Origin of the sequence: Thermobispora bispora DSM 43833 (genome assembly GCF_000092645.1) — a bacterium.
GTDB lineage: Bacteria > Actinomycetota > Actinomycetes > Streptosporangiales > Streptosporangiaceae > Thermobispora > Thermobispora bispora.
Genome location: NC_014165.1, coordinates 2,950,518 through 2,971,869 on the forward strand (window position 1 = coordinate 2,950,518; position 21,352 = coordinate 2,971,869).

At 72.4% G+C, this 21,352-nt stretch carries 19 protein-coding genes; 14 read left to right on the plus strand and 5 right to left on the minus strand.

Features of this window, described 5'->3' with window-relative positions; all coding sequences use genetic code 11:
* Positions 1-1,023 precede the first annotated feature (1,023 nt).
* From TBIS_RS12470 to TBIS_RS12515, 10 genes are all read left to right on the plus strand, one after another.
* On the plus strand, positions 1,024-1,548 hold the full coding sequence (locus tag TBIS_RS12470) for a flavin reductase family protein (protein WP_013132752.1): 525 nt from the start codon (positions 1,024-1,026) through the stop codon (positions 1,546-1,548).
* A 25-nt stretch (positions 1,549-1,573) separates the two neighbouring features.
* Positions 1,574-2,854 carry an acyl-CoA dehydrogenase family protein gene (locus tag TBIS_RS12475; protein ID WP_013132753.1) on the plus strand — a complete coding sequence of 427 codons (1,281 nt, stop codon included), beginning with the start codon at positions 1,574-1,576 and terminating at the stop codon, positions 2,852-2,854.
* The gene (locus tag TBIS_RS12480) at positions 2,851-3,900 is read left to right on the plus strand and encodes a phosphotransferase family protein (RefSeq protein ID WP_013132754.1); all 1,050 of its coding nucleotides are present in this window, start codon (positions 2,851-2,853) and stop codon (positions 3,898-3,900) included. Before TBIS_RS12475 ends, TBIS_RS12480 begins: the two co-directional genes overlap by 4 nt.
* 45 nt (positions 3,901-3,945) lie before the next feature.
* Complete coding sequence (locus TBIS_RS12485) at positions 3,946-4,290, plus strand: hypothetical protein (protein ID WP_013132755.1); 345 nt, start codon at positions 3,946-3,948, stop codon at positions 4,288-4,290.
* Positions 4,291-4,620: 330 nt separating this feature from the next.
* A complete protein-coding gene (locus TBIS_RS12490; RefSeq protein ID WP_013132756.1) occupies positions 4,621-5,715 on the plus strand; it encodes an LLM class flavin-dependent oxidoreductase in 1,095 nt (364 codons plus the stop codon).
* 390 nt (positions 5,716-6,105) lie between these two features.
* Positions 6,106-7,230, plus strand: coding sequence for an LLM class flavin-dependent oxidoreductase (locus tag TBIS_RS12495; protein ID WP_013132757.1), 1,125 nt, complete (start codon positions 6,106-6,108; stop codon positions 7,228-7,230).
* A gap of 48 nt (positions 7,231-7,278) precedes the next feature.
* Entirely contained in the window at positions 7,279-8,088 is an 810-nt protein-coding gene (locus TBIS_RS12500) for an alpha/beta fold hydrolase (RefSeq protein WP_013132758.1), read from the plus strand.
* A gap of 99 nt (positions 8,089-8,187) precedes the next feature.
* Positions 8,188-8,952, plus strand: coding sequence for an SDR family oxidoreductase (locus TBIS_RS12505; protein WP_013132759.1), 765 nt, complete (start codon positions 8,188-8,190; stop codon positions 8,950-8,952).
* 132 nt (positions 8,953-9,084) lie between these two features.
* A complete protein-coding gene (locus TBIS_RS12510) occupies positions 9,085-9,564 on the plus strand; it encodes a nuclear transport factor 2 family protein (RefSeq protein ID WP_013132760.1) in 480 nt (159 codons plus the stop codon).
* 357 nt (positions 9,565-9,921) lie between these two features.
* On the plus strand, positions 9,922-10,530 hold the full coding sequence (locus TBIS_RS12515; RefSeq protein WP_013132761.1) for a TIGR03086 family metal-binding protein: 609 nt from the start codon (positions 9,922-9,924) through the stop codon (positions 10,528-10,530).
* 73 nt (positions 10,531-10,603) lie between these two features.
* Here the strand turns inward: TBIS_RS12515 and TBIS_RS20245 are convergent, their stop codons facing one another.
* Positions 10,604-10,681, minus strand: a complete 78-nt coding sequence (locus TBIS_RS20245) for a 50S ribosomal protein bL37 (protein ID WP_420883181.1) — start codon at positions 10,679-10,681, stop codon at positions 10,604-10,606.
* Positions 10,682-11,243: 562 nt separating this feature from the next.
* Between TBIS_RS20245 and TBIS_RS12520 the strand changes: the two genes are divergently transcribed.
* Positions 11,244-12,260 (plus strand): VldE C-terminal domain-containing protein, encoded by a 1,017-nt coding sequence (locus TBIS_RS12520; RefSeq protein ID WP_050760524.1) that lies wholly within the window; start codon positions 11,244-11,246, stop codon positions 12,258-12,260.
* Between the two features lie 268 nt (positions 12,261-12,528).
* Here TBIS_RS12520 and TBIS_RS12525 read toward each other — a convergent pair whose 3' ends face one another.
* Together TBIS_RS12525 and TBIS_RS12530 are read right to left on the minus strand one after the other, a co-directional pair.
* Complete coding sequence (locus TBIS_RS12525; protein WP_013132763.1) at positions 12,529-13,833, minus strand: M50 family metallopeptidase; 1,305 nt, start codon at positions 13,831-13,833, stop codon at positions 12,529-12,531.
* Positions 13,834-14,042: 209 nt separating this feature from the next.
* On the minus strand, positions 14,043-15,149 hold the full coding sequence (locus TBIS_RS12530) for a PP2C family protein-serine/threonine phosphatase (RefSeq protein ID WP_013132764.1): 1,107 nt from the start codon (positions 15,147-15,149) through the stop codon (positions 14,043-14,045).
* Positions 15,150-15,580: 431 nt separating this feature from the next.
* On the opposite strand from TBIS_RS12530, the gene TBIS_RS12535 reads away from it, so the two are divergent.
* Positions 15,581-15,817: a hypothetical protein gene (locus tag TBIS_RS12535; protein WP_013132765.1), complete on the plus strand. Its 237-nt coding sequence runs from the start codon at positions 15,581-15,583 to the stop codon at positions 15,815-15,817.
* Here the strand turns inward: TBIS_RS12535 and TBIS_RS12540 are convergent.
* Complete coding sequence (locus TBIS_RS12540) at positions 15,781-16,248, minus strand: ribose-5-phosphate isomerase (RefSeq protein ID WP_013132766.1); 468 nt, start codon at positions 16,246-16,248, stop codon at positions 15,781-15,783. The genes TBIS_RS12535 and TBIS_RS12540 overlap by 37 nt on opposite strands.
* A gap of 122 nt (positions 16,249-16,370) precedes the next feature.
* On the opposite strand from TBIS_RS12540, the gene def reads away from it, so the two are divergent.
* A complete protein-coding gene (gene def, locus TBIS_RS12545; protein WP_013132767.1) occupies positions 16,371-16,859 on the plus strand; it encodes a peptide deformylase in 489 nt (162 codons plus the stop codon).
* Between the two features lie 6 nt (positions 16,860-16,865).
* Here the strand turns inward: def and TBIS_RS12550 are convergent, their stop codons facing one another.
* Positions 16,866-18,272 (minus strand): aldehyde dehydrogenase family protein, encoded by a 1,407-nt coding sequence (locus tag TBIS_RS12550; protein WP_013132768.1) that lies wholly within the window; start codon positions 18,270-18,272, stop codon positions 16,866-16,868.
* 388 nt (positions 18,273-18,660) lie between these two features.
* On the opposite strand from TBIS_RS12550, the gene pepN reads away from it, so the two are divergent.
* A complete protein-coding gene (pepN, locus tag TBIS_RS12555) occupies positions 18,661-21,228 on the plus strand; it encodes an aminopeptidase N (protein ID WP_013132769.1) in 2,568 nt (855 codons plus the stop codon).
* Positions 21,229-21,352 lie beyond the last annotated feature (124 nt).

Sequence of the window (21,352 nt, forward strand, 5' to 3'; positions counted from 1 at the left end):
CCGCCATCGGCCGGTCTTCCGAGCGCCGGCTCATGACCGGCGTCGTCGCAGGCGTGCCCGGCCGTGCTCGGGCCGAAGCACTCCTTGCGAAGACCTGATTCGTCCGGGTCGGCGGCCTCCATGACCGTGGGGTGCCCGCAGTCGCCGGGTGGTGTCGTCGCAGGAGCCGGTGAGCACCCGCCCCGGGCGCCTGCCCCGGACCGGCCCGCGATACAAGCGGTCCGCCGCGCGGCCCGCCCGGAGCCCGGCGATGACAGGGAGACGGCGAAATCCGAATTCTTTACCCGGTTTTCCGGCGCGCGAATCCCGCTCGGGCGCACTCCCCGCACCCCAGGGCCGGTACGGCCCGGCCGTACCGGCGCGTTTCGCCGTACCGGCACGCGATCGCTGTGGAAATCCACAAGCACCGGTTCCACGGCCGCTTTCCGGGCCGAATTGCCGCGGTTATGTTGCGGGTGCCGGATACGGAATCTCCCCGTTTTCCCGGTGAATCCGTGACCTGCCGATGGGACGAACGAGTATGGCCAGCGAACACCCTCCGGGCGGTACGGCACCGGCCACGGTGCGCCCGCACGCGGCCCGGGCGGCCGCCACGGCGGCGTTCCCGGCCGGCCGCTCCGCGGTCCCCCGCGAGCACCGGGCCGCGGTGGACCGGATCACGCCGAGGCCCCCGTACCCCCGGTCCGCCCCACCGGTCGGCCGCGCTCCGCGGGCTTGGCGAGCGGGCGGCCCGGCGGACCGGGCGCCGCTCGGCGGCCCAGGCGGACGCGGCCATGGTCCGTCCGCCGGCACCCCCTGACCACCCTGCCCCGCACGGCCCGCCGCGCCTCCCGGGACGACCGCCGGGGGCGGGGCCGGCCGTACCGAGGCGGCCGCGGCCCGGTCTCCCGGTACCGGCCCCGGTGAGCCCGCACCCGCCCCGGTGGATCGCCCGCCGGCGGCCCGCACGGGACACCGCCGAACCGGTCGCCTCTTCCGCATTCCCCCGACCGAACCGGCCCCTGCCGGTGCTTGGAGGACACCATGACGGCCCAGGCATCCATCGAACTCGACACGGTGGCATTCCGGGAGACCATGAGCCGCTTCGCGAGCGGCGTCACGATCGTCACCACGGTCGACGAGGCGGGTGTGTCCTGGGGGTTCACCGCGAGCGCGTTCTGCTCGCTCTCCATGGATCCGCCGCTGGTGCTGGTCTGCCTCGACAAGCGGGCGGACTGCCACCCGGTCTTCCTGCGCGCGGAGCGGTTCGCCGTCAGCATCCTGCGGCTGCACCACCGCGAGCTGGCGGTGCGCTTCGCCACCAAGGGCGCCGACAAGTTCGCCGGCGGCCTGTTCCGCGGGTTCGGCGCTCCCCCGCTGCCCGTCGTGCTCGACGCGCTCGGCGTGGTGCTCTGCCGTACCCACGCGCGGTATGACGGCGGCGACCACACGATCCTCATCGGCGAGGTCGAGGAGGCCGTCGCCGGAGAGGGCAAGCCGCTCGTCTACCACAACCGCGGTTTCCGCTCGCTCCTCCCGCAGTCCGTCTCGCTGACCGGCCGCCGCTGAGGCGGCCTGCTGAAAGGGTCGTCCGATGGCGTGGGACTTCTCCACCGAGCCCGAGTTCGAGAAGAAGCTCGCCTGGGTGCGCGAGTTCGTCCGCGAGGAGATCTATCCGCTCGAGACCCTCGATCTCGACCACCACACGTTCCGCCGGCTCGCCCGTCCCCTGCAGCAGCAGGTGAAGGAGCAAGGGCTGTGGGCCGCGCACCTCGGCCCCGAGCTGGGCGGGCAAGGGTTCGGCCAGGTCAAGCTCGCCCTGCTCCACGAGATCCTCGGAGCCAGTGACCTGGCGCCGTTCGTGTTCGGCAACCACGCCCCGGACTCGGGGAACGCCGAGCTGCTCGCCCTGGCGGGGACGCCCGAGCAGAAGGAGCGCTGGCTGTACCCGCTGCTCGAGGGCGAGCTGCTCAGCGCGTACGCGATGACCGAGCCGGGCACGGGTTCGGACCCGAAGCAGCTCACCACCTCGGCGCGGCTCGAGGGCGACGAGTGGGTCATCAACGGGCACAAGTGGTTCGTCGGCAACGCGTCGCGCGCGGACTTCCACATCGTCATGGCCGTGACCGAGCCCGAGGCCGACCCGCACCACCGCATGTCCATGCTCATCGTGCCGACGTCGACACCGGGCATCCGGATGCGCGAGCTCGGGAACATGCACGCCCCGGACGGCCGGCACCCGCTCTGGTCCCACTGCGAAGTGTTCTACGAGGACGTCCGGGTGCCCCGCGAGAACCTGCTCGGCGGACGCGGTGAGGGGTTCGTGCTGGCGCAGAAGCGGCTCGGCCCGGGCCGCATCCACCACGCGATGCGCTGGCTCGGGGTCTCCCGCCGGGCGTTCGACATGCTCTGCGAGCGTGCGGTGAGCGTGAGCGTCCACGGCAGCCGCCTGGCCGACAAGCAGACCATCCAGAACTGGGTGGCGGACTGCGCGGCCCAGATGGAGGCGGCGCGCCTGCTGACCCTGCAGGCGGCGTGGCGGATCGACAGGTACGGGGCCTCCAACGCCCGCCTCGACATCTCGATGATCAAGTACTTCGGGGCCGCGGTCATGCACGACGTGATCGACAAGGCGCTGCAGGTGCACGGCTCCCTGGGCTTCTCCACCGACATGCCGCTGGAGCAGATGTACCGCTGGTCGCGCGCCGCCCGCATCTACGACGGGCCCGACGAGGTGCACCGGGTCACCGTGGCCAAGCTCCTGCTCCGCCGGTACCAGCCGGTCGAGGTGCCCACCGAGCACGTGCCCACGCGCCGCGAGGCCGCCCTGCGGCGGTTCCAGGCCCAGCTCGAGCTGCTCACGGAGAACATGTGACCGCGAACGCCCACCCCGGCGCCGCCGGAACCGCCACCGAGCCGGAGCGGCTCGCCTCGTGGCTGCGCGACCGGCTCGGCCTGCCCGCCGACCGGGTGTCGCTCACCCCTCTCACCGGCGGCAACTCCAACGAGACCGTCCTCGTGTCCGCGGGTGACCGGCGGTTCGTGCTGCGCCGCCCGCCGCGCGACCCGCTCGCCCCGTCCGCGCACGACATGGGCCGCGAGCACCGGCTGCTCCGCGCGCTGGCGCGCACCGACGTGCCCGCGCCCCGCCCGGTGGCGTACTGCGCCGATCCGGAGGTGATCGGCGCGCCGTTCCTCCTCATGGAGTTCATCGCGGACGGCGTGTCGCTGACCGACCGGCTGCCCCCGGCCTACGCCGGCGCCCCGGACGCGGTGGGCGAGCTCGGCCGGGGCATGGTGCGGGCGCTCGCCACCCTCCACCGGGTCGACTGGCGCGCGGCCGGCCTGGAGGGCTTCGGCCGCCCGCAGGGCTTCCTGGCCCGGCAGGTCGGCCGGTGGCGGGCCCAGCTCGACCGCTACCGGGTCCGCCCGCTGCCGCTGTTCGAGGAGATCGCCGCCTGGCTGGAGCGGAACCGGCCCGAGGAGCAGCCGCCCACGCTGATGCACGGCGACTTCCACCTCGACAACTGCCTGTTCTCCGCGCACGAGCCGCGGCTGCTCGCGATCATCGACTGGGAGATGGCCACGGTCGGCGATCCCCTGCTCGACCTCGGGCTCGCGCTCGCCTTCTGGGGGCCGCGGCCGATCCAGGAGTGCGCCATGCCGCGCATCCAGGCGGTCTCCCGGGCCCCGGGGGCGCCGTCGCGGGAGGAGCTCGCCGCGGAGTACGCCGAGCTCACCGGCCGGTCGATCGAGCGGCTCGACTACTACATGTGCCTGGCGTTCTGGAAGCTGGCCGCCATCGTCGAGGGGGCCTACGCGCAGCACGTCAGCGGGCGGCTGAACACCGAGTACGCCGCCGCGCTGGAGCGGGACGTCCCCCGGCTCCTGGAGGAGGCGGCGTGCATCGCGGGGCTGTGACCATCGCCGGGGGCGCCCGGCGGCCGGAGTGAGGGAGGAGGCCACATGTACGTGCTCGTCCGCATGCAGGAGGACCCCGCCGCGGTCACCCTGGAGGAGCCCGCGGACTGCACGCGGTTCCACGTCGCGGTCGAAGGGGACGGCGACGAGGAGGCGCTGCGCCGCGCGCTCACCGGCTCGGGGTTCGGCCGGCTCGTCAGCCGCGATCAGGCGTACATCGAGGTCGAGACGGTGCGCCGCCTGGCCCGCGGCCGGGTGGACGACGGCTGGCCGGAGCGGTTCCAGGCGATGCTCGAGTACGCGGCGCGCAAGGGGTGGCTGGACGAGACCGGCACCGCGATCGCGGCGCACTGCGAGTGGCAGACGGCGGCGCGGCCGGCCACCGGCTGAGCGGGCCGGGCGGGACGGCGCGGCGCCGGCCGAGGTGGACGGCACGGCGGCTGAGCGCCCGGGAGGACAGGGCAGCGGCTGATCGCCCGGGGACGGCAGAGGCTGAGCGCCCCTGGGCGGCAGCGGCGGCGACGAACGACCTGAGGCGCACCGGCGCGCGGCACCCGGACGACCTGCGGCGCACGGTGCGGCGCCGGCCGTACGGCCGGAGGCGAGGCGGCGCCGGCCGGTTGGACGAGTCGACAGACCGCCGGGCGCGCGGGGATGGCCCGGCGGCGGGCCGGGCCGGGGTAATGGAGACCGGCAACGTCGATCCCCGAGGAGAACGCCATGGCCGCTGACCAGCCGACCTTCGGCCTGTGGTACGACTTCCGCAACCCGGAGCGATGGCGCCGGTCCTTCACCGACATGTGCCGGGAGACGCTCGACCAGATCACCTGGGCGGAGAGCCTCGGTCTGGAGTCGGTGTGGCTCACCGAGCATCACTTCTGCGACGACGGCTACACGCCCTCCCCGCTGGTGCTGGCGGCGGCGATCGGGCAGCGCACCACCCGGATGACGATCGGCACCAACCTCATCGTGCTGCCCCTGCACAACCCGGTGCGCATCGCCGAGGACGCCGCGACGCTGTCGCTGCTCACCGGGGGCCGGTTCCGTCTGGGCGTCGGCCAGGGCTACTGGCAGACCGAGTTCGCCGCGTTCGGCCGGGAGCTGCGGTACCGCCCGAGCCTGCTCGAGGAGGGGGTGGCGCTCATCCGCCGGGCGTGGTCGGGGTCCCGTGAGCCGTTCACCGGCAAGCGGTTCACCTTCCCGGACCTGCCGATCACGCCGGTCCCCGAGCAGCGGCCGCCGCTGCTCGTGGGCGCCATGCAGCCGCGCGCGATCGAGCGGGCGGCCCGCATCGCGGACGGGTTCCTCAGCACCCAGAACCAGCACCAGGAGACCTACCTGGAGGCGGTGGCCCGGCTCGGCAAACCGGTGGCGGAGGCCCGGATCTACGCCGGCCAGTGGGCGATCATCGCGGAGGATCCGGAGCGCACGTGGGCGCGGATCGGCGACCACGCCCTCTACCAGCTCAACGAGTACGTCTCCTGGGGCGCCTTCGGCCCGCCGGAGTCCACGCCGCGGTTCGAGAACCGGGACCAGATCATCGCGGCCGGCGCGTACCGGTTGTGGGACGCGGACACCGCCGTCCGGGAGCTGACCGAGCTGATCCGCAGCCGGCCGCAGATCAAGGACCTGCACTTCTGGGCGCAGCTCCCGGGTGAGCCGATCGAGAGCGGGTGCGAGCGCATCGAGTACCTCGCCACCCGGGTGATCCCCCAGGTCCGGGCCCGGCTCGCCGCCCTCGCGGAGGAGGACGCGCGCTCCGCCGTGGCGGGCGCGCCGTCCGCCACGGCGGGCACCGCGCCGGGCCGCGCCTGACCTCCCCGCGGTCCGGGCCGGTGGCGCCGATTTCCGGGGGTGGGTTCCGGCGCCACCGGCCTCTTCCCTTTCCGGGCGGAGAACGCGCGGAATTCCCCCCGGTCCGCTCATCGGGAATTCCGGCCGTGCCTTCGCCGGTTCCTTTTCCCCGGACCGCTTTGCACGGGCGCCGGTTCCCGTCCGCCTTTCTCCGCGGCCCGAAGCCGTCTTTCACCACCGCCGCGCATCGCCGTCTTTCCCCGCCCCGGTCATCGGCTCGCCGTGCGCCGGCCGTACCCGGCCGAAGCGGCTTTGTATTCCTCTACAGAAACGGAAATCCGCCGATCTGGACACGCCGAATTCGAGAACTATGGTCGGTCCTATCCGCGAACCCCCTGAAAGGAGCCCGAGGTGAAGTTCGGCGTTTTCTACGTGCTCGAATGCCCGGACCACGACTACCAGCGGGCGTACAAGGAGATGTTCGAGCAGATCGAGTACGCGGAGAGCCTCGGCTTCGACGAGGTCTGGCTGGCCGAGCACCACGGCACCGACTACGGCACCATGCCCTCGCCGCAGGTCACCGCGGCCGCCATCGCCCAGCGCACCGAGCGGATGCGCATCGGCCTCGCGGCCAGCATCATCACGTTCGACTGGCCGGTCCGGGTCGCCGAGGACTACGCGATGATCGACGTCATGTCCGGCGGCCGGCTCGACTTCGGCGTTGGCCGCGGCTACCAGCCCGCTGAGTTCCGCAACATGGGGAAGGGCGACAAGCAGGCGGTGAGCCGCGAGATCTTCAACGAGTCGCTGGAGATCATCCGCGGCCTGTGGACCAAGAGCCCGGGCGAGACCTTCTCCTACCACGGCAAGCACTTCACGCTCGAGGACGTCGACATCCGGCCCCATCCGGTGCAGAAGCCGCACCCGCCGATCTACATCGCGTCGATCAGCCCGGAGACGTTCAAGCTCGTCGCCGAGCAGGGCTACAACATGCTCGTCACGCCGACGCTGATGACCCTGCCGGAGCTGAAGGAGTTCGTGGTCGACGCCAAGCGCCGGCTCATCGCGCAGGGGCGGGATCCACTCTCCCTCGACTTCCCGATGAACTGGCAGATCCACCTCGCCGAGTCCGACGAGGAGGCGCTCGCCAACACCGAGAAGGCCTTCGGCTGGTACTTCAAGACGGTCATGGACCTGGTGCCGCAGGGCGCCAACGTGCCGAAGAGCTACGAGCGGTACGCCGAGCTGGCCAAGGCCGCGAAGGAGGCCGGCGGGCTCACCGTCGACGGCCTGCGCGAGGGCGGCATCGTCTACGTCGGCACCCCGGAGGGCCTGGTCGAGGAGATCAAGGCGCTGCACGATGAGATGGGCCTGCAGCACCTGATCTGCTGGATGCGGTTCGGCGGCCTGGAGCACGAGAAGGTGATGAACTCGCTCCGGCTGTTCGCCGAGCGGGTGATGCCGCACTTCAAGGACCTGGAGCCCGTGGTCCCGCGGGCCCTCCGCGACGAGGGCGTCGTGGCCGCGCGGCAGTGACCGATTCATTCCCACAACCCGCTGGGTGGCCGGCAGAGGGGAGCCATCATGGCCTACTTGGAAGTCGAGGACTCGCGGCGCATCTACTACGAGCACCACGCGGGGCCGGGGCGGCCGGTGGTCCTCGTCCACGGCTGGGGCGTGACCGGGCGGTGCTGGGACACCGTGCTGCCCGCGCTCCTCGCCAACGGCAACGAGGTCGTGGTGATCGACCAGCGTTGCTGCGGGCGCTCGGACAAGGACTTCGCCGACGTGAGCATCGACGCGCTCGGCTCCGACGTGGTCCGGGTGGTCGAGGCGCTCGGGCTGCGGAAACCGGTGCTCAACGGCTGGTCGCTGGGCGGCGCGGTCGTGGTCGACGCGGCCGCCAAGCTGGGGGCGAACCTCGGCGGGCTGGTGCTCACCGGCGGCGCCACCCCCCGCTACACGTCATGCGAGGACTGGCCGTACGGCGGGTCGCCCGCCGACCTGGAGGCGACGCTGGCCGCGATCGGCGGCAACCGGGCCGAGGTGCTCAAGGGCGTGGCCGGAGCGGTGTGCCACACGGACGTCGGCCAGGCGACGGTCGACTGGATGTGGCTGATGTTCCTGGAGGCGGGCCCGCGCGCGGATGAGTCGCTGCGCGACCTCGGCCGGGTCGACCAGCGCGAGACCATCGCCACGCTCGACGTGCCGGTGCTGCTCCTCGCCGGCCGGCACGACACCTTCGTCCCGTTCGACGCGATCAAGACGTCGGCCGGGATGTTCCCCAAGGCGCGGCTCGTCGCGTTCGAGGAGACCGGCCACGCCCCCTTCCTGGAGGAGGGCGAGAAGTACCGGAGTGAGCTGCTCGCCTTCCTCAACGGACTGGACGGCTGAGCCCGCGTCCCGCCGTGCCGCCCCCGCGCCGGGTGGGCGGCACGGCGTCTCCTGGGCTTCGGCACGGTGTGCGGATTCGAAGGAAGGTGGTGCTCAGGCGTGGCGACGTGGGTGGTGACCGGGGCTTCGCGGGGGATCGGCCGGGCCGTGGCCGAGCGCGTGCTGCGGGACGGCGACCGGGTGGTCGCGCTCTCCCGCAAACCGGATCCGGAGGGCTGGCCGGCCGGGCACGCGGACCGCGTGCTCGCCCTGGCGGCCGACGTGACCGACCCCCGGTCGCTCGACGAGGCGGCGCGGGTGATCGAGGAGCGGTGCGGCCGGGTCGATGTGCTGGTCAACAACGCCGGGCTGCACCGCGGCGGGAAGGTCTCCCGGCTGCCGCGGGAGGACTGGGACGCGGTGCTCGCGACCAACCTGACCGGCCCGCTCGAGGTCACCCGCCAGTTGCTCCCGCTGCTGGGCGAGGGCGCCAGCATCGTCAACGTCGGGGCCGTGGTGGGGCTGCGCGGTTTCCCGGGCGATGCGGCGTACGCCGCGTCCAAGGCCGGGCTGAGCGGCCTCACCCAGGTGCTCGCGGTGGAGCTCGCGCCCCGCGGGGTGCGCGCCAACCTGGTCATCCCCGGTCTCGTCGACACCGAGATGACCTCGCAGCTCTCGGCGCGCGCCCGGCAGCGCATCGTGGACGCGATCCCCCTGGGCCGGGCCGCCGCCGAGAGCGAGATCGCCGAGGTGATCTGCTGGGTCGCGCGCGCCACCTACATGACCGGTGCGATCGTGCCCGTGGACGGCGGGCTGCTCGCCACCTTCGGCGGGACCACGGCCCCGCGCGCGGGGGCCGGTACCGGGCCGTCCGGCGACCGTTGAGCCCGGCCGTGAATTCCGGGGGATCGTCCGCGCCATTCCGCCCCGCCATTCCATTCCGTACGGCCGGCATGTTCCTTCCGTACGGCCGGCGCGGGCGATCGGCCATTGATTCGGCGAAGTCGGGAGAAGACCATGTCCGCTGCGGAACTGACGATCGAACGGCGTCTCGACCGGATCGAAAGCCGGTTCGCGATCGGCGATCTGGTGTCGGATTACTGCCACGGCGTGGATAAACGGGATCTCGACCGTTTCCTCGATATCTGGCACGAGGACGCGGTTTGGGAGATCGGCCCGCCGTTCGGGAATTTCGCCGGCAAGGCGGAGATCAAGCGCGCCCTCACCGACCTGATCTGGCCGGCGTGGCGGGAGACGCACCACTGGACCACCAACCTCGTGGTGCGCTTCCTCGACGACGACCACGCCGAGGGGGTGTGCGACGTCAACTGCACCGGGGCGGCCGACCCGCAGGACGTGATGCAGATCGTGGCGGCCACGTACACCGACCGGTATGAGCGCCGGGACGGGCGGTGGGGGATCGCCAGGCGCCACGTTGAGATGTTCTACTTCAGCCAGGTTCCGGGCGTCGATCTCGTCCCGCCCACGTACGGCTGACGCGCCGGGGCGGCCTGCCGCTCCGGCCACCGGATGAGCGCGGGCCGCCCGTGGCCGGGCCCCGGTCCGCGGGCGCTCCGCGCCGGTCGGCATCCGGCCCAGGCCGGGAGGAGCGCCTCCGCGGCGGCCTGCCCGGAGCGCGGTTCCGGCCCCGGTACGGCCCGCCGCATCGGCCGGGGCCGGACACCGCCGTGCCGCCGGCGCGGCATCCGGGGTTCCACCTCGCCCTCCCCCTCCACCGGAAGCCGCGCTCTCTCCCCCGCCGGGAGCGGCGCTCGCCTCCTTCGCCGTAGCCGCGAGACCGGCAGGGGAAAGAGTTACGTTCGAGTTGGGAGGCTCCTTACCGAGGAGGGGGAGATGATCGATATTCGCGACGCTTACCGGCGGGCGTTGCACGATTTCGGCGAACGGCTCCACCTCGTACGGGATGATCAGTGGGAGCTCCCCACCCCCTGCGTCGACTGGGACGTGCGGGAGCTGGTGAACCACCTGGTGAACGAGAACCTGCTCGCGCCCGAGCTGCTGGCGGGCCGGCGGATCACCGACATCGCCGGGATGTACGAGGAGGACGTGCTCGGCGATGACCCGATCAAGGCGTTCGAGGTGTCGGCGCAGAACGCGGTCGAGGCGGTCTACGCGGAGGGCGCGCTCACCAGGGTCGCCCACCTCCCCTTCGGCGACGTGCCGGGCAGGGAGTACATCAGCGAATTATTCGCGGACGCGCTGATCCACACCTGGGATCTCGCCCACGCGATCGGGGCCTCCGAACGGCTCGATCCCGAGCTCGTGGCGTCCTGCGCGGAGTGGTTCGAGCGGACGCGGGAGGACTACCAGGAGACGGGACTGATCGCGGAGCCCGTGAACGTGCCCGAGGACGCCGACCAGCAGACCCGCCTTCTCGCCGCCTGGGGCAGGGTGCCGGCGCCACGGTCCGGAACCGCGGCGCGGCGGCGGGCGCCGCGCTGATCTCCGGGCGGACGGGCTCCCGCGGAAGCCGCCCGGTCTCCCGGCGGTGCGGTGCGCGGCGCACCCCGCGGCGTCATCGATAGGTCGGGCGCTTCCCGTGGTTCGCCCGCTTCTTCTTCCGCGCCCTCGCCTTCCGCGCTCGCTTCGCCATGGCGCACGACCTCTCTGCCGGGCTGTTCGTCGGACGCTTCCACTGTCCCTCCGTGCCTCTTGCCCGGCAAGAGGGATTCGTACGCGCAACCGGATCCGCTCCTCATGGGCACCGCCCCGGTGCCCATGACGCCGGGCCACCCCCGCGGCCCGGCGTCCATCACCAGGTCACCCCGGCGTTACCGGGTCACCCCGGGCCTGGCGTCCCACCACCCCGTCACCCTGGTGTCCATCACCGGGTCACCCGCCCGGGGGCTCTCCCCGGGTCGCCCGCCGTCCTGGGCATCCCACGCCCGGATCCCGGCCCGCACCGCACCGCCCGCCCGGCACCCCGGCTCGCCGGCGGCCGGCCGGGCCCTGCCACGTCCGCCGCGGCCGTACGGCGAGCGCCGGTCGCCCGGGAGATCCAAATGCCCGGAGAGATTCCAGATAACAGATTGATCTCCGGTTGATTGCTGTTCGGACTGGCGACGCGTCATGCACCTCATTACCATCATTCGCACCAACCGCCACAGCCGGCACGGGCCGCGGTATGCCGGCGGGCTGTGCGCGGGTTGATGCGCGTGTGCGCGATACGCCGCGAAACGCACTCCCCACGCGCGAAACCAGCCCGGTCGGACGGAGAGGAGTGGGCCCTGTCCCGCGCGTTCCCCCTGCTCGTCGGTGCTCTCGCTCTGGCGCTCCTGCCCGCTACGGCCGCCACCGCCGCCCCAGCCGAGCCCAAGCCGAGCGTCAAGGAGCTCAAACGGCAGCTCGACGAGCTGGAGAGCCGGCTCGACCGGCTCATCGCCGACTACAACGCCAAACGCGTCGAGCTCGCCAAGGCCAAGGAGGCGGAGAAGGCCGCCAAGAAGCGGCTCGAGAAGGCGAAGGCCGAGTACGAGGCGGTCCGGCGGACGCTGCGGGACATCGCCATGATCCGCTACCAGACGAGCTTCGGGTCGCCGATCCCCGCGCCGGATCCCGACGATGCGGCGCTCACCCAGAACCTGGTGGCCGAGCAGGCGGCGAGGCTGCAGCGCTTCGCCGAGGTCCGCGAGGAGCGGCGCCGGGCGGCGGCCGAGGCCAAGGCGCTCCGGGAGCGCGTGGCCGATCAGACGAAGGCCGTGGCCGGCCGGCGCACCGAGGCCGAGAAGCTGATCCGCGAGATCAAGGAGAAGATGGACAAGCTCGTCCCGGTGGCGCCGGGCCGGCGCCCGGGAGGCTGGGCGCACGAGCTGCCGAGCGGGCCGGACAACATCACCCCGCGCACCCGGTTGATGCGTACGGAGATCCTCAAACGGTTCGACCTGCGGTACCCGGTCGGCTGCTACCGCCACGACACCATGGGCGAGCACCCGCTCGGCCGCGCCTGTGACTTCATGCTCAGCTCGGGCGGTGCGATGCCGACCCCCGAGATGCAGCGGCTCGGCGACGAGATCGCGGAGTGGGCCATCAAGAACGGCCGGAAGCTCGGCGTCAAGTACGTGATCTGGAAGCAGCGGATCTACCACATGGCCCGGCCCGGGTGGCGGCTCATGGCCGACCGCGGCGGGATCACCGCCAACCACTACGACCACGTGCACATCTCGATGTACTAGGCCCGGTGCTCTTCGCCGGGCCGGGGCCGCCCGGCGCTTCGCGCGTTCCGGCTCCGCGGCGCCTCCGCGGACACCGCCTGCCGGCGAAACCGCTCTGGCCCGCCGTCGCGCCGGTCATCGGGAACGAAACCCGGAAGACTCCCGGGGGGGAGCGCACCGCCGCCACCACGGCGGCGCCCGGCCCGCTCGTCCGCGGCCGGGCCGGACCGCCATGGCCCGGCCGGATCCGCCGGGCTCCCGGGCGCCGTCACACAGGGGGCGAGCGCGCCTAGCCGAGGATCCGGACCGGGTTCACCAGGTCGACGTAGATGAGCAGGCCGCCCATGATGAGCAGCAGCAAGGCCATCACGTAGGTGAGCGGGAGGGCCTTGGCGACGTCCACGTACCCCGGTGTGGGCCTGCGCAGCAGCCGGGCGATGCCCCGCTTGATGGCCTCCCAGATCGCCCCGGCGATGTGGCCGCCGTCGAGCGGGAGCAGCGGGATGAGGTTGAACATGCCCACCGCGAGGTTGAGCCCGGCGAGCAGGTTGATGAACACGACGATCTTGTTCTCGAGGGGGATCTCGGACGAGGCGATCTCACCGCCGATCCGGCCCGCGCCGACGATCCCGATGGGCCCGTTGGGGTCACGCCGCTCCCCGGAGAACGCGGCGTGCCAGACGCCCACCATCTTCTCCGGGATGCCGACGATCGCGGTCGCGGTGCGGGTGGTGAGCTCCCACATCTGATTGAGCACGTACCCCGGCCCCTGCCGCTCGATCACCACGGTGGGCGTCACCCCGAGGAAGCCCACGTTCTTCTCGATCTTGTCCGGGTCGTCGAGCGAGGGGCGGTTCTGCGCGATCAGGTCGACGGTGAGGGTCATCCGCTCGCCGTCGCGGACGATGCCGATGGTGGTCCGGCCCGCGCCATGGGCGCGGATCAGCCGGGTCGCCTCCTCCCAGGACTCGACCTCGACCCCTCCGACGGCCACGATCCGGTCCCCGGGACGGATGCCCGCCTTGGCGGCCGGGGTCAGCGGGTCGTCGGGCCGGCAGTCCCGCTTGCCCGCCTCCGCGGTCGGGATGACGCACTTCGACACCGAGGACACGGTCGGCTTGAGCACCTGGACGCCGAACCCCATGGCGACGACGCAGAAGAGCACGAAGGCGAGCACGAAGTTCATCGCCGGCCCGCCGGTCATGATGATCAGCTTCTGCCACCAGGGTTTGCGGTAGAACACCCGGTTCTCGTCGCCCGGCCTGATCTCCTCGGAGGCGGCCGCCCGGGCCGATTCGATCAGCCCCTGCCAGGGGCCGGTCGAGACGCGCCTGAGCTTGTTCGGGTCGTCGGAGGGCCGCGGGGGCAGCATGCCGACGAGCCGTACGTAGCCCCCGAGCGGGATCCACTTGATGCCGTACTCGGTCTCGCCACGCCGGCGCGACCACAGCGTCGGCCCGAACCCGACCATGTACTGGGTGACCCGAACGTTGAACAGCTTGGCCGGAAGCAGGTGGCCGATCTCGTGCAGGGCGATGGAGACCAGCAACCCGACGAAGAGGATCACGAACCCGGCCACGAAGAGCCAGCTCATGAGCGCGTCCCTCCGGGTCGGACCAGGTGGTATGCCGAACGTCGCACCCTTCGAGCGTAGCCGACCGCGCTCCGCGTGATCCGTGGCCGGAACCGGCGGGCGGGCCGTACGGCCCGGCGCTCACGCCGCGCGATCCCCGGCCCCGGCGGGCTTCCCGGGAGCGCGCGATCACGGCTCCCGCGGCGGTGGACGCCGGATGAGCGCCCCGGCTACGGGCGCCAGATGAGCACCATGGCGCAGTCGTCGTTCTGCCCGGCCGACATGGTCTGCACGAGCTGGCGGGCCCGGTCCTTGAAGCCCGAGGCGAACTGCCGCTCGGCCTCGCCGAGCAGCCGGTCGAGCCCGCTGTCGATGTCCCGGCCCGGCTGCTCGACCAGGCCGTCGGTGAAGAGCATGAGCGCGTCGCCCTTGCGCAGCGTGCCCGAGTCGCTCTCGCAGTGCAGCTCGGGCACCACCCCCAGCACGACGCCCTTGGCCGTGGAGACCCGCCAGACGCCCGAGCCGGAGTCGAAGCGCACCGCGGGCGGGTGGCCCGCCGAGGTGATCACGTACTCCCCGGTGCGCAGATTGAGCCTGAGGTGGACGGCGGTGACGAAGCCCTCATCACCGAGCTGGCGGTGCAGGTAGGCGTTGCACGCGCCGAGGAAGTCCTCCACCGCGCCGAGCAGGCCGCCGAACACCCCCGACAGCATGAGCGCGCGGGTCCCGGCGTCGACGCCCTTGCCGGCCACGTCGACGAGCGCGACCTCCACGCGGTCCCCGTCCCGCATGGACACCACGAAGTCGCCGCCGAAGGAGGACCCGCCCGCCTGCTTGAGCACGACCTTGCCGTCCCAGTCCTTCGGCAGCTCCGGTAGCTCGCTCTGCCGCTTCAGCCGGTCGCGGAGCTCCAGGAGCATCACGTCGCCCCGCAGCCCCTGAACCCCGAGCTTGCCCCGGGTGCGGGCCATGACCCAGGCGAGCGCCGCGGTGAACACCATCGTGATCAGCACCCCGGCGCCCACGCTCCCCGAGACCGCCCCCATGTACGCCAGGGCGGCGGCGACCACGCAGAGCAGGATCCCCAGGCTGGGCGGCCGGAGCTGCAGCCCGCCGAGGAGCGTGACGAGCACCAGCAAAGAAGGGGAGAACCAGTACGCGGAGACCTGGGCGCCGAGCACACCGATGATCACGGTGACCGCGATCAGGGTGAGGAGCAGGTTGCGCTCCCTGGCCCATTTCTTCCTCAGAAAACGAACCAGCGGCACCAGGAACGGGACGCGCACCAGGAACGCGCGCAGGCGGGGAGGGATCAGCGGTGCCGATTGGAACGTCATGATGGCCTTGACTGTACTCCTCCGCCCCCTAAGACGGCAGCCGCTTGACCACAGCTAGATCATCGGGCCTGATGACCCGGCCCGCCCGCGCCGGCGGGCCGGCGGAGCCGCCGATGACCTCCCGTTCCCGGCTCCCGGTGGGTGCTTGCTCTCGCGGTCCCGGGCTCCCGATGGGCCACCGAGGTCGCCTGGCGTCCCTCCCGTGACGCGGTCCCCTCAGACCGCGCGGGCCCGGCCGTCATACCGTCAAGCGATCCCGTACTCAGGCCGTCCCGACCCGGGATCCCGGTAGGGCTCAGGGCGCCCCGGTTCTGGGGTCCCAAGGAAGGCGCACACCGCCCGGCCACGGCCGCCGGCGGGTCGCTCGGCCGCCGGGTGCTCTCCCGGTCCCGGGCTCCCGGCGGACCGCCCCGATCTCGTACCCTCGGGGCATGGCACTGCGGCACCTGCAGATCACCCCGGCCGTCGCGATGCGGGCCCGCGACGTGTCCCGGCCCACCCGGCGGCACGAGGAGGAGGCCGACCGGCGGCCGCTCCGCGACGAGGTGTCCCGGCGAAGCGGCCGCGGCAACGGCGAACCCCGCCCGGGCCGGGCCGCCGACCGGCGGCCCGGAGGGACCGGCGGAGCCGCTCAGGGCAGCGGAGGCAGCTCGCCCGTGGACTCGTAGCCGGCGATCTGCCCGATCCGCCGGACGTGCCGCTCGGCACCGGAGAACGGCGTGGAGAGGAAGACCTCCACGAAGCGGATCGCCTCCTCCGGGGTGTGCATCCGGGCGCCGATGCTGATCACATTGGCGTCGTTGTGCTCCCTGGCGAGCCGGGCGGTCTCCTCGTTCCACACCAGGGCGGCGCGGATGCCCCGCACCTTGTTCGCGGCGATCTGCTCGCCGTTCCCGGATCCGCCGATGACGATCCCCAGGCTGCCGGGGTTCTCCGCCACCCCGCGCGCGGCGCGCAGCACGAACGGCGGGTAGTCGTCCTCGGGGTCGTAGGTGAACGGACCGCAGTCCTCTACCTCGTGGCCTCGCTCCTTGAGCCAGGCGACGAGACGGTTCTTCAGCTCATGGCCGGCATGGTCGGCACCGATGTAGACACGCACGGTAGAAGAGTCTCCCAGCCTCCGGGCCGCGGCGCGGCCACCGCCCCTCCACTACAGTAAGAGGCGCCACCCACTCGTGGTCCTTACCCCGCCTGTGGCGGCCACCCCCACCGAGGAGCGTCATGCACGAGATCCGTCACATCGGCGACCCGGTGCTGCGCACCCCCGCCGAGCCGGTCACCGAGTTCGACCGGGAGCTGCGCCGGCTCATCGACGAGATGTTCCAGGTGATGTACGCCGCCGACGGCGTGGGGCTCGCCGGGCCGCAGATCGGCGTGGGCAAGCGGGTGTTCGTCTACGACATCGTCAACCGCAAGGGCCACGTGGTGAACCCGGAGCTCACCATCGACGACCCCGAGCAGATCGTCGCCGAGGAGGGCTGCCTCTCGGTCCCCAGCAAGGAGACCGGCAAGCCGCTGTACGCGCCGACGCCGCGTGCCGCGGGGGTCACCCTGCGCGGGTTCGACCGGCTCGGCCGCCCCATCACCGTGAAGGCGCGGGGCATGCTCGCCCGGTGCTTCCAGCACGAGTTCGACCACCTCAACGGCACGCTCTACGTCGACCGGCTGCCCAAGGAGGAGCGCCGCCGGATCCTGCTGCAGACCCCCTGACGGGCGTCACCGCAGCACGGCCTTGACCTCGAGGTACTCCTCCAGGCCGAACTCGCCGAGCTCGCGGCCGATGCCGGACTGCTTGTAGCCGCCGAACGGCGCCAGCACGTTGAACTTGCCGCCGTTCACCGCCACCTGCCCGGCGCGCAGCCGCCGCGCCACCTCGAGCGCCTTCTCGTCGCTCTCCGCCCACACCGCGCCCGCGAGGCCGTACGGCGTGCCGTTGGCGATGGCCACGGCCTCGTCCTCGTCGCGATAGGGGATCACCGCGAGCACCGGGCCGAAGATCTCCTCCTGCTCGATCGTCATCCCCGGCGCCACGTCGCTGAAGATCGTCGGCTCGACGTAGTAGCCGCGCTCCATCGGGTTGCCCGTGCCGCCGGTCACCAGCCGGGCGCCCTCCTCCAGGCCGCGCTCGATGTAGCGGACCACCCGCTCCCGCTGGGCGGCCGAGACGAGCGGCCCGAGCCGGGTGCCCTCGGCGAACGGGTCCCCCACCGGGTACTTGCCGGCGAAGCCCGCGGCGAGCCGTACCGCCTCCGCATAGAAGTCCTGGTGGACGAGCATGCGCGTCCACGCCGAGCAGGTCTGGCCCGAGTTCTGGAACGCGCTCGCCACCCCGACCTTCACCGCCCGCTCCAGGTCGGCGCCGGGCAGGATCACGTTCGCCGACTTGCCGCCGAGCTCCAGGGCCACCCGCTTCACCGTCTCGGCCGCGAGCGCCGCCACCCGCCGGCCGGCCCGGGTCGAGCCGGTGAACGACACCACGTCCACCTCGGGGTGCGCGGCGATCGCCTCGCCCACGACCGGGCCGTAACCGCTCACCAGGTTGAACACGCCGCGCGGCAGGCCGATCTCCTCGAAGACGCCGGCGAGCGCGTAGGCGGCGAGCGGCGCCACCTCGCTCGGCTTGAGCACGATCGTGCACCCCGCCGCGAGCGCCGGGGCCACCTTGCAGACGATCTGGTGGAGCGGGTAGTTCCACGGGGTGATCGCCCCGACCACGCCCGCGGGCTCCTTCAAGATCTGGGCGTTCCCCACCGTCCCGGCGTCGAAGGCGTACCGCTGCGCGATCTCGGCGTACGACGAGAGCACCATGGCGGGCATCAGCGTCTGCACCTTGAGCGCGAACTGCAGCGGAGCGCCCATGTCGGTCGCGATCGTCCGGGCGATCTCGTCGGCGCGCTTGGTCAGCAGGTCCGCCGCGGCGGCCAGGTACTTGGCGCGTTCGGCCGGGGGCGTCTCCGCCCAGGAGGGGAAGGCGTCGCGGGCGGCGCGCACCGCCGCCTCCACGTCGTCCGGGCTGCCGGCCGGCACCCGGTCGATGACCTCCTCGGTCGCGGGATTGATCACATCGATGGCCTCGTCCGAGGCGGACGGGACCCAGGCACCGTTCACATAGAGCTGACGCATGGGCCCATCCTCCCCCGCCGGCGCGGAAACGGTAAGGGGTCACCCGCCCGGGACGGCCCGCCGGGAGGGCCCGATCCGGACCGACGCGCCCGCCGCCGGCCCGATCCCGCGCCCGGCAGGGCGCCGCGCTGCCCCGCTCGCCGAACCCGGGCAGGGGCGCGAACGCCGGGCCCGCCGCCGCGCACCGGCCCCGGCCACCGGGCCGGGCCGATCGGTGCGCCGCGGGGCGCGAACGCCGGCCGTGGGCGACCGCCCGCGCCCCGCCCGCCACCTGCGGAGACGGATCATGCAATCACGCGGTGCCGCCGGGGCATGGCAGGATGCAAGGCGATCCCTTTCGCGACGGGGCGTCGGGGAATCGGGGGACCGAATTCGAATAGGAGAAGGTGTGGCAGGCAATCTGACACGTGACGAGGCACGGGAACGGGCCCGGTTGCTGAAGGTCCACTCCTACCAGGTCGAGCTCGACCTGACCGAGGGTGAGGAGCGGTTCGAGAGCATCACCACGGTCACCTTCACCTGCAACCGGCCGGGCGCGGACACCTTCATCGACCTGGCCGGCGCCAAAGTGCGCAAGGTCGAGCTGAACGGCAGAGAGCTCGACGTCCGCGCCTACGACGCGGAACGGGGACGCTTCCCGCTGCCGGACCTCGCCGAGCACAACGTGCTGCGCATCGACGCCGACGCCTCCTACATGCGCACCGGCGAGGGTCTGCACCGTTTCGTCGACCCGGTGGACGGCGAGATCTACCTGCACAGCCAGTTCGAGACGGCCGACGCGCACCGGATGTACGCCTGCTTCGACCAGCCCGACCTCAAGGCGACGTTCGAGCTGACCGTGCTCGCGCCGTCCCACTGGGAGGTGGTATCCAACAACCCGCCGGACTCGATCGAGGAGCTGGAGGAGCACCGCGGCCGGCACGGCACCCTCCAGGCCGCCAAGCGCTGGCACTTCCCGCCGACGCCGCCGATCTCGACGTACATCACCGCCCTGATCGCCGGGCCGTACGCGGTCGTGCGGGACGAGCACGACGGCATCCCGCTCGGCATCTACGTGCGGCGGTCGCTCGCCCAGTACCTCGACGCCGACAACATCTTCCAGGTCACCAAGCAGGGCTTCGACTTCTTCCACCGGGTCTTCGGGCTGCGGTACCCGTTCAAGAAGTACGACCAGCTCTTCGTGCCCGAGTTCAACGCCGGCGCCATGGAGAACGCGGGCGCGGTCACCTTCCTGGAGGACTACGTCTTCCGGTCCCGGGTCACCGACGCGATGGTGGAGCGGCGCGCCGAGACCATCCTCCACGAGATGGCGCACATGTGGTTCGGCGATCTCGTCACCATGCGCTGGTGGGACGACCTCTGGCTGAACGAGTCCTTCGCGACCTACATGTCCGTGCTCTGCCAGGCCGAGGCCACCCGCTGGGGCAAGGGCGCGTGGACGACGTTCGCCAACGTGGAGAAGGCGTGGGCGTACCGGCAGGACCAGCTCCCGTCCACCCACCCGATCGCGGCGGACATCCCGGACATCCGGTCCGTCGAGGTCAACTTCGACGGCATCACGTACGCCAAGGGCGCCTCGGTGCTCAAGCAGCTCGTCGCCTACGTCGGCCTGGACAACTTCCTCGCCGGCGTGCGCGACTACTTCAACGAGCACAAGTGGGGCAACACCACCCTGCAGGACCTGCTGACCGCCCTCGAGCGCACCTCGGGCCGGGACCTGAGCTCCTGGTCGAAGGAGTGGCTCGAGACCGCGGGGGTGAACACCCTGCGGCCGTCGTTCACCCTCGACGATGAGGGCCGGTTCGCCTCCTTCGAGGTGCTCCAGGAGGCCCCGGCGGAGCACCCGACGCTCCGCTCGCACCGGATCGCCATCGGCCTCTACTCGATGCAGGACGGCGTGCTGAAGCGGACCAAGCGGGTGGAGCTCGACGTGACCGGCGCCCGCACCGCCGTGCCCGAGCTCGTCGGCGAGCGCCGGCCCGACCTGGTGCTCGTCAACGACGACGACCTCACCTACGCGAAGATCCGGCTGGACGACCACTCGCTCGCCACCCTGGTGAACGGCGGGATCACCGCGTTCGAGGACTCGCTCCCCCGCGCCCTGTGCTGGGCGGCCGCGTGGGACATGACCCGCGACGCGGAGATGGCCACCCGGGACTACGTCAAGCTGGTCACCTCGGGCATCGACTCGGTGCGCGACATCACGGTGGTGCAGAGCGTGCTGCGCCAGGCCCGGCAGGCCGTCCAGCAGTACGCCGACCCGGCGTGGCGGGCGACCGGCCTGGCCGAGCTCGCCTCCGCGCTGCGCCGCCTGATCGCGTCGGCCGCCCCGGGCTCAGACCACCAGCTCGCGTACGTCAACGCCCTCGCCGCGGTCGCCACCTCCCCGGAGGACCTCGCCTTCCTGCGGGGCATCCTCGACGGCACCTCCGTGCCCGAGGGCCTCACCGTCGACACCGACCTGCGCTGGACCCTCACCCACGCGCTGGTCGTCGGCGGCGTGCTCGGCGAGGCGGACATCGACGCCGAGCTGGCCAGGGACGCCACCGCGACCGGTGAGCGCTCGGCCGCGATGTGCCGGGCCGCGATCCCCACGCCCGAGGCCAAGGAGCGGGCCTGGGCCTCGATCATCGGCGGCAGGCTGAGCAACGCGGTGCTGCGCTCCACGATCCTCGGGTTCGTCGACCCCCACCACGTCGAGCTGCTCGAGCCGTACGCGGAGAAGTACTTCGCGGAGGTCGACCGGATCTGGCGCGAGTGGACCTCGGACTCGGCGCAGAACTTCGTGGTCGGGTGCTACCCGGCGCTGCTCATCCGGCCGGAGACGGTGCAGCGGACGCACGAGCACATCGAGCGCGCCCAGCCGCCGGCGGCGCTGCGGCGGCTGCTGCTCGAGGGCGCCGACGGGATCAGCCGGGCGCTGCGCGCCCAGGCCAAGGACGCCGCCGCGGCTTGACGCCCGTCCCACCCACGGTGGTGCCCGGCCCCGGCCGGGCACCGGCCCCGGGGCGGCCGCGCGCCCTCCGGCCCGGTACCCCCGGGGCCGGTCATTGCCAGCCACCGTGGCAGGAGAGTGTGTG

Bases quoted from the DNA above. Each gene is read 5' to 3' on its own strand.
- TBIS_RS20245 (WP_420883181.1), bottom strand. From the start codon at position 10,681: ATGGCGAAGCGAGCGCGGAAGGCGAGGGCGCGGAAGAAGAAGCGGGCG.
- TBIS_RS12470 (WP_013132752.1), top strand. From the start codon at position 1,024: ATGACGGCCCAGGCATCCATCGAACTCGACACGGTGGCATTCCGGGAG.
- TBIS_RS12550 (WP_013132768.1), bottom strand. From the start codon at position 18,272: ATGCGTCAGCTCTATGTGAACGGTGCCTGGGTCCCGTCCGCCTCGGAC.
- TBIS_RS12515 (WP_013132761.1), top strand. From the start codon at position 9,922: ATGATCGATATTCGCGACGCTTACCGGCGGGCGTTGCACGATTTCGGC.
- TBIS_RS12510 (WP_013132760.1), top strand. From the start codon at position 9,085: ATGTCCGCTGCGGAACTGACGATCGAACGGCGTCTCGACCGGATCGAA.
- def (WP_013132767.1), top strand. From the start codon at position 16,371: ATGCACGAGATCCGTCACATCGGCGACCCGGTGCTGCGCACCCCCGCC.
- TBIS_RS12475 (WP_013132753.1), top strand. From the start codon at position 1,574: ATGGCGTGGGACTTCTCCACCGAGCCCGAGTTCGAGAAGAAGCTCGCC.
- TBIS_RS12530 (WP_013132764.1), bottom strand. From the start codon at position 15,149: ATGACGTTCCAATCGGCACCGCTGATCCCTCCCCGCCTGCGCGCGTTC.
- TBIS_RS12500 (WP_013132758.1), top strand. From the start codon at position 7,279: ATGGCCTACTTGGAAGTCGAGGACTCGCGGCGCATCTACTACGAGCAC.
- TBIS_RS12485 (WP_013132755.1), top strand. From the start codon at position 3,946: ATGTACGTGCTCGTCCGCATGCAGGAGGACCCCGCCGCGGTCACCCTG.
- TBIS_RS12535 (WP_013132765.1), top strand. From the start codon at position 15,581: ATGGCACTGCGGCACCTGCAGATCACCCCGGCCGTCGCGATGCGGGCC.
- TBIS_RS12525 (WP_013132763.1), bottom strand. From the start codon at position 13,833: ATGAGCTGGCTCTTCGTGGCCGGGTTCGTGATCCTCTTCGTCGGGTTG.
- TBIS_RS12490 (WP_013132756.1), top strand. From the start codon at position 4,621: ATGGCCGCTGACCAGCCGACCTTCGGCCTGTGGTACGACTTCCGCAAC.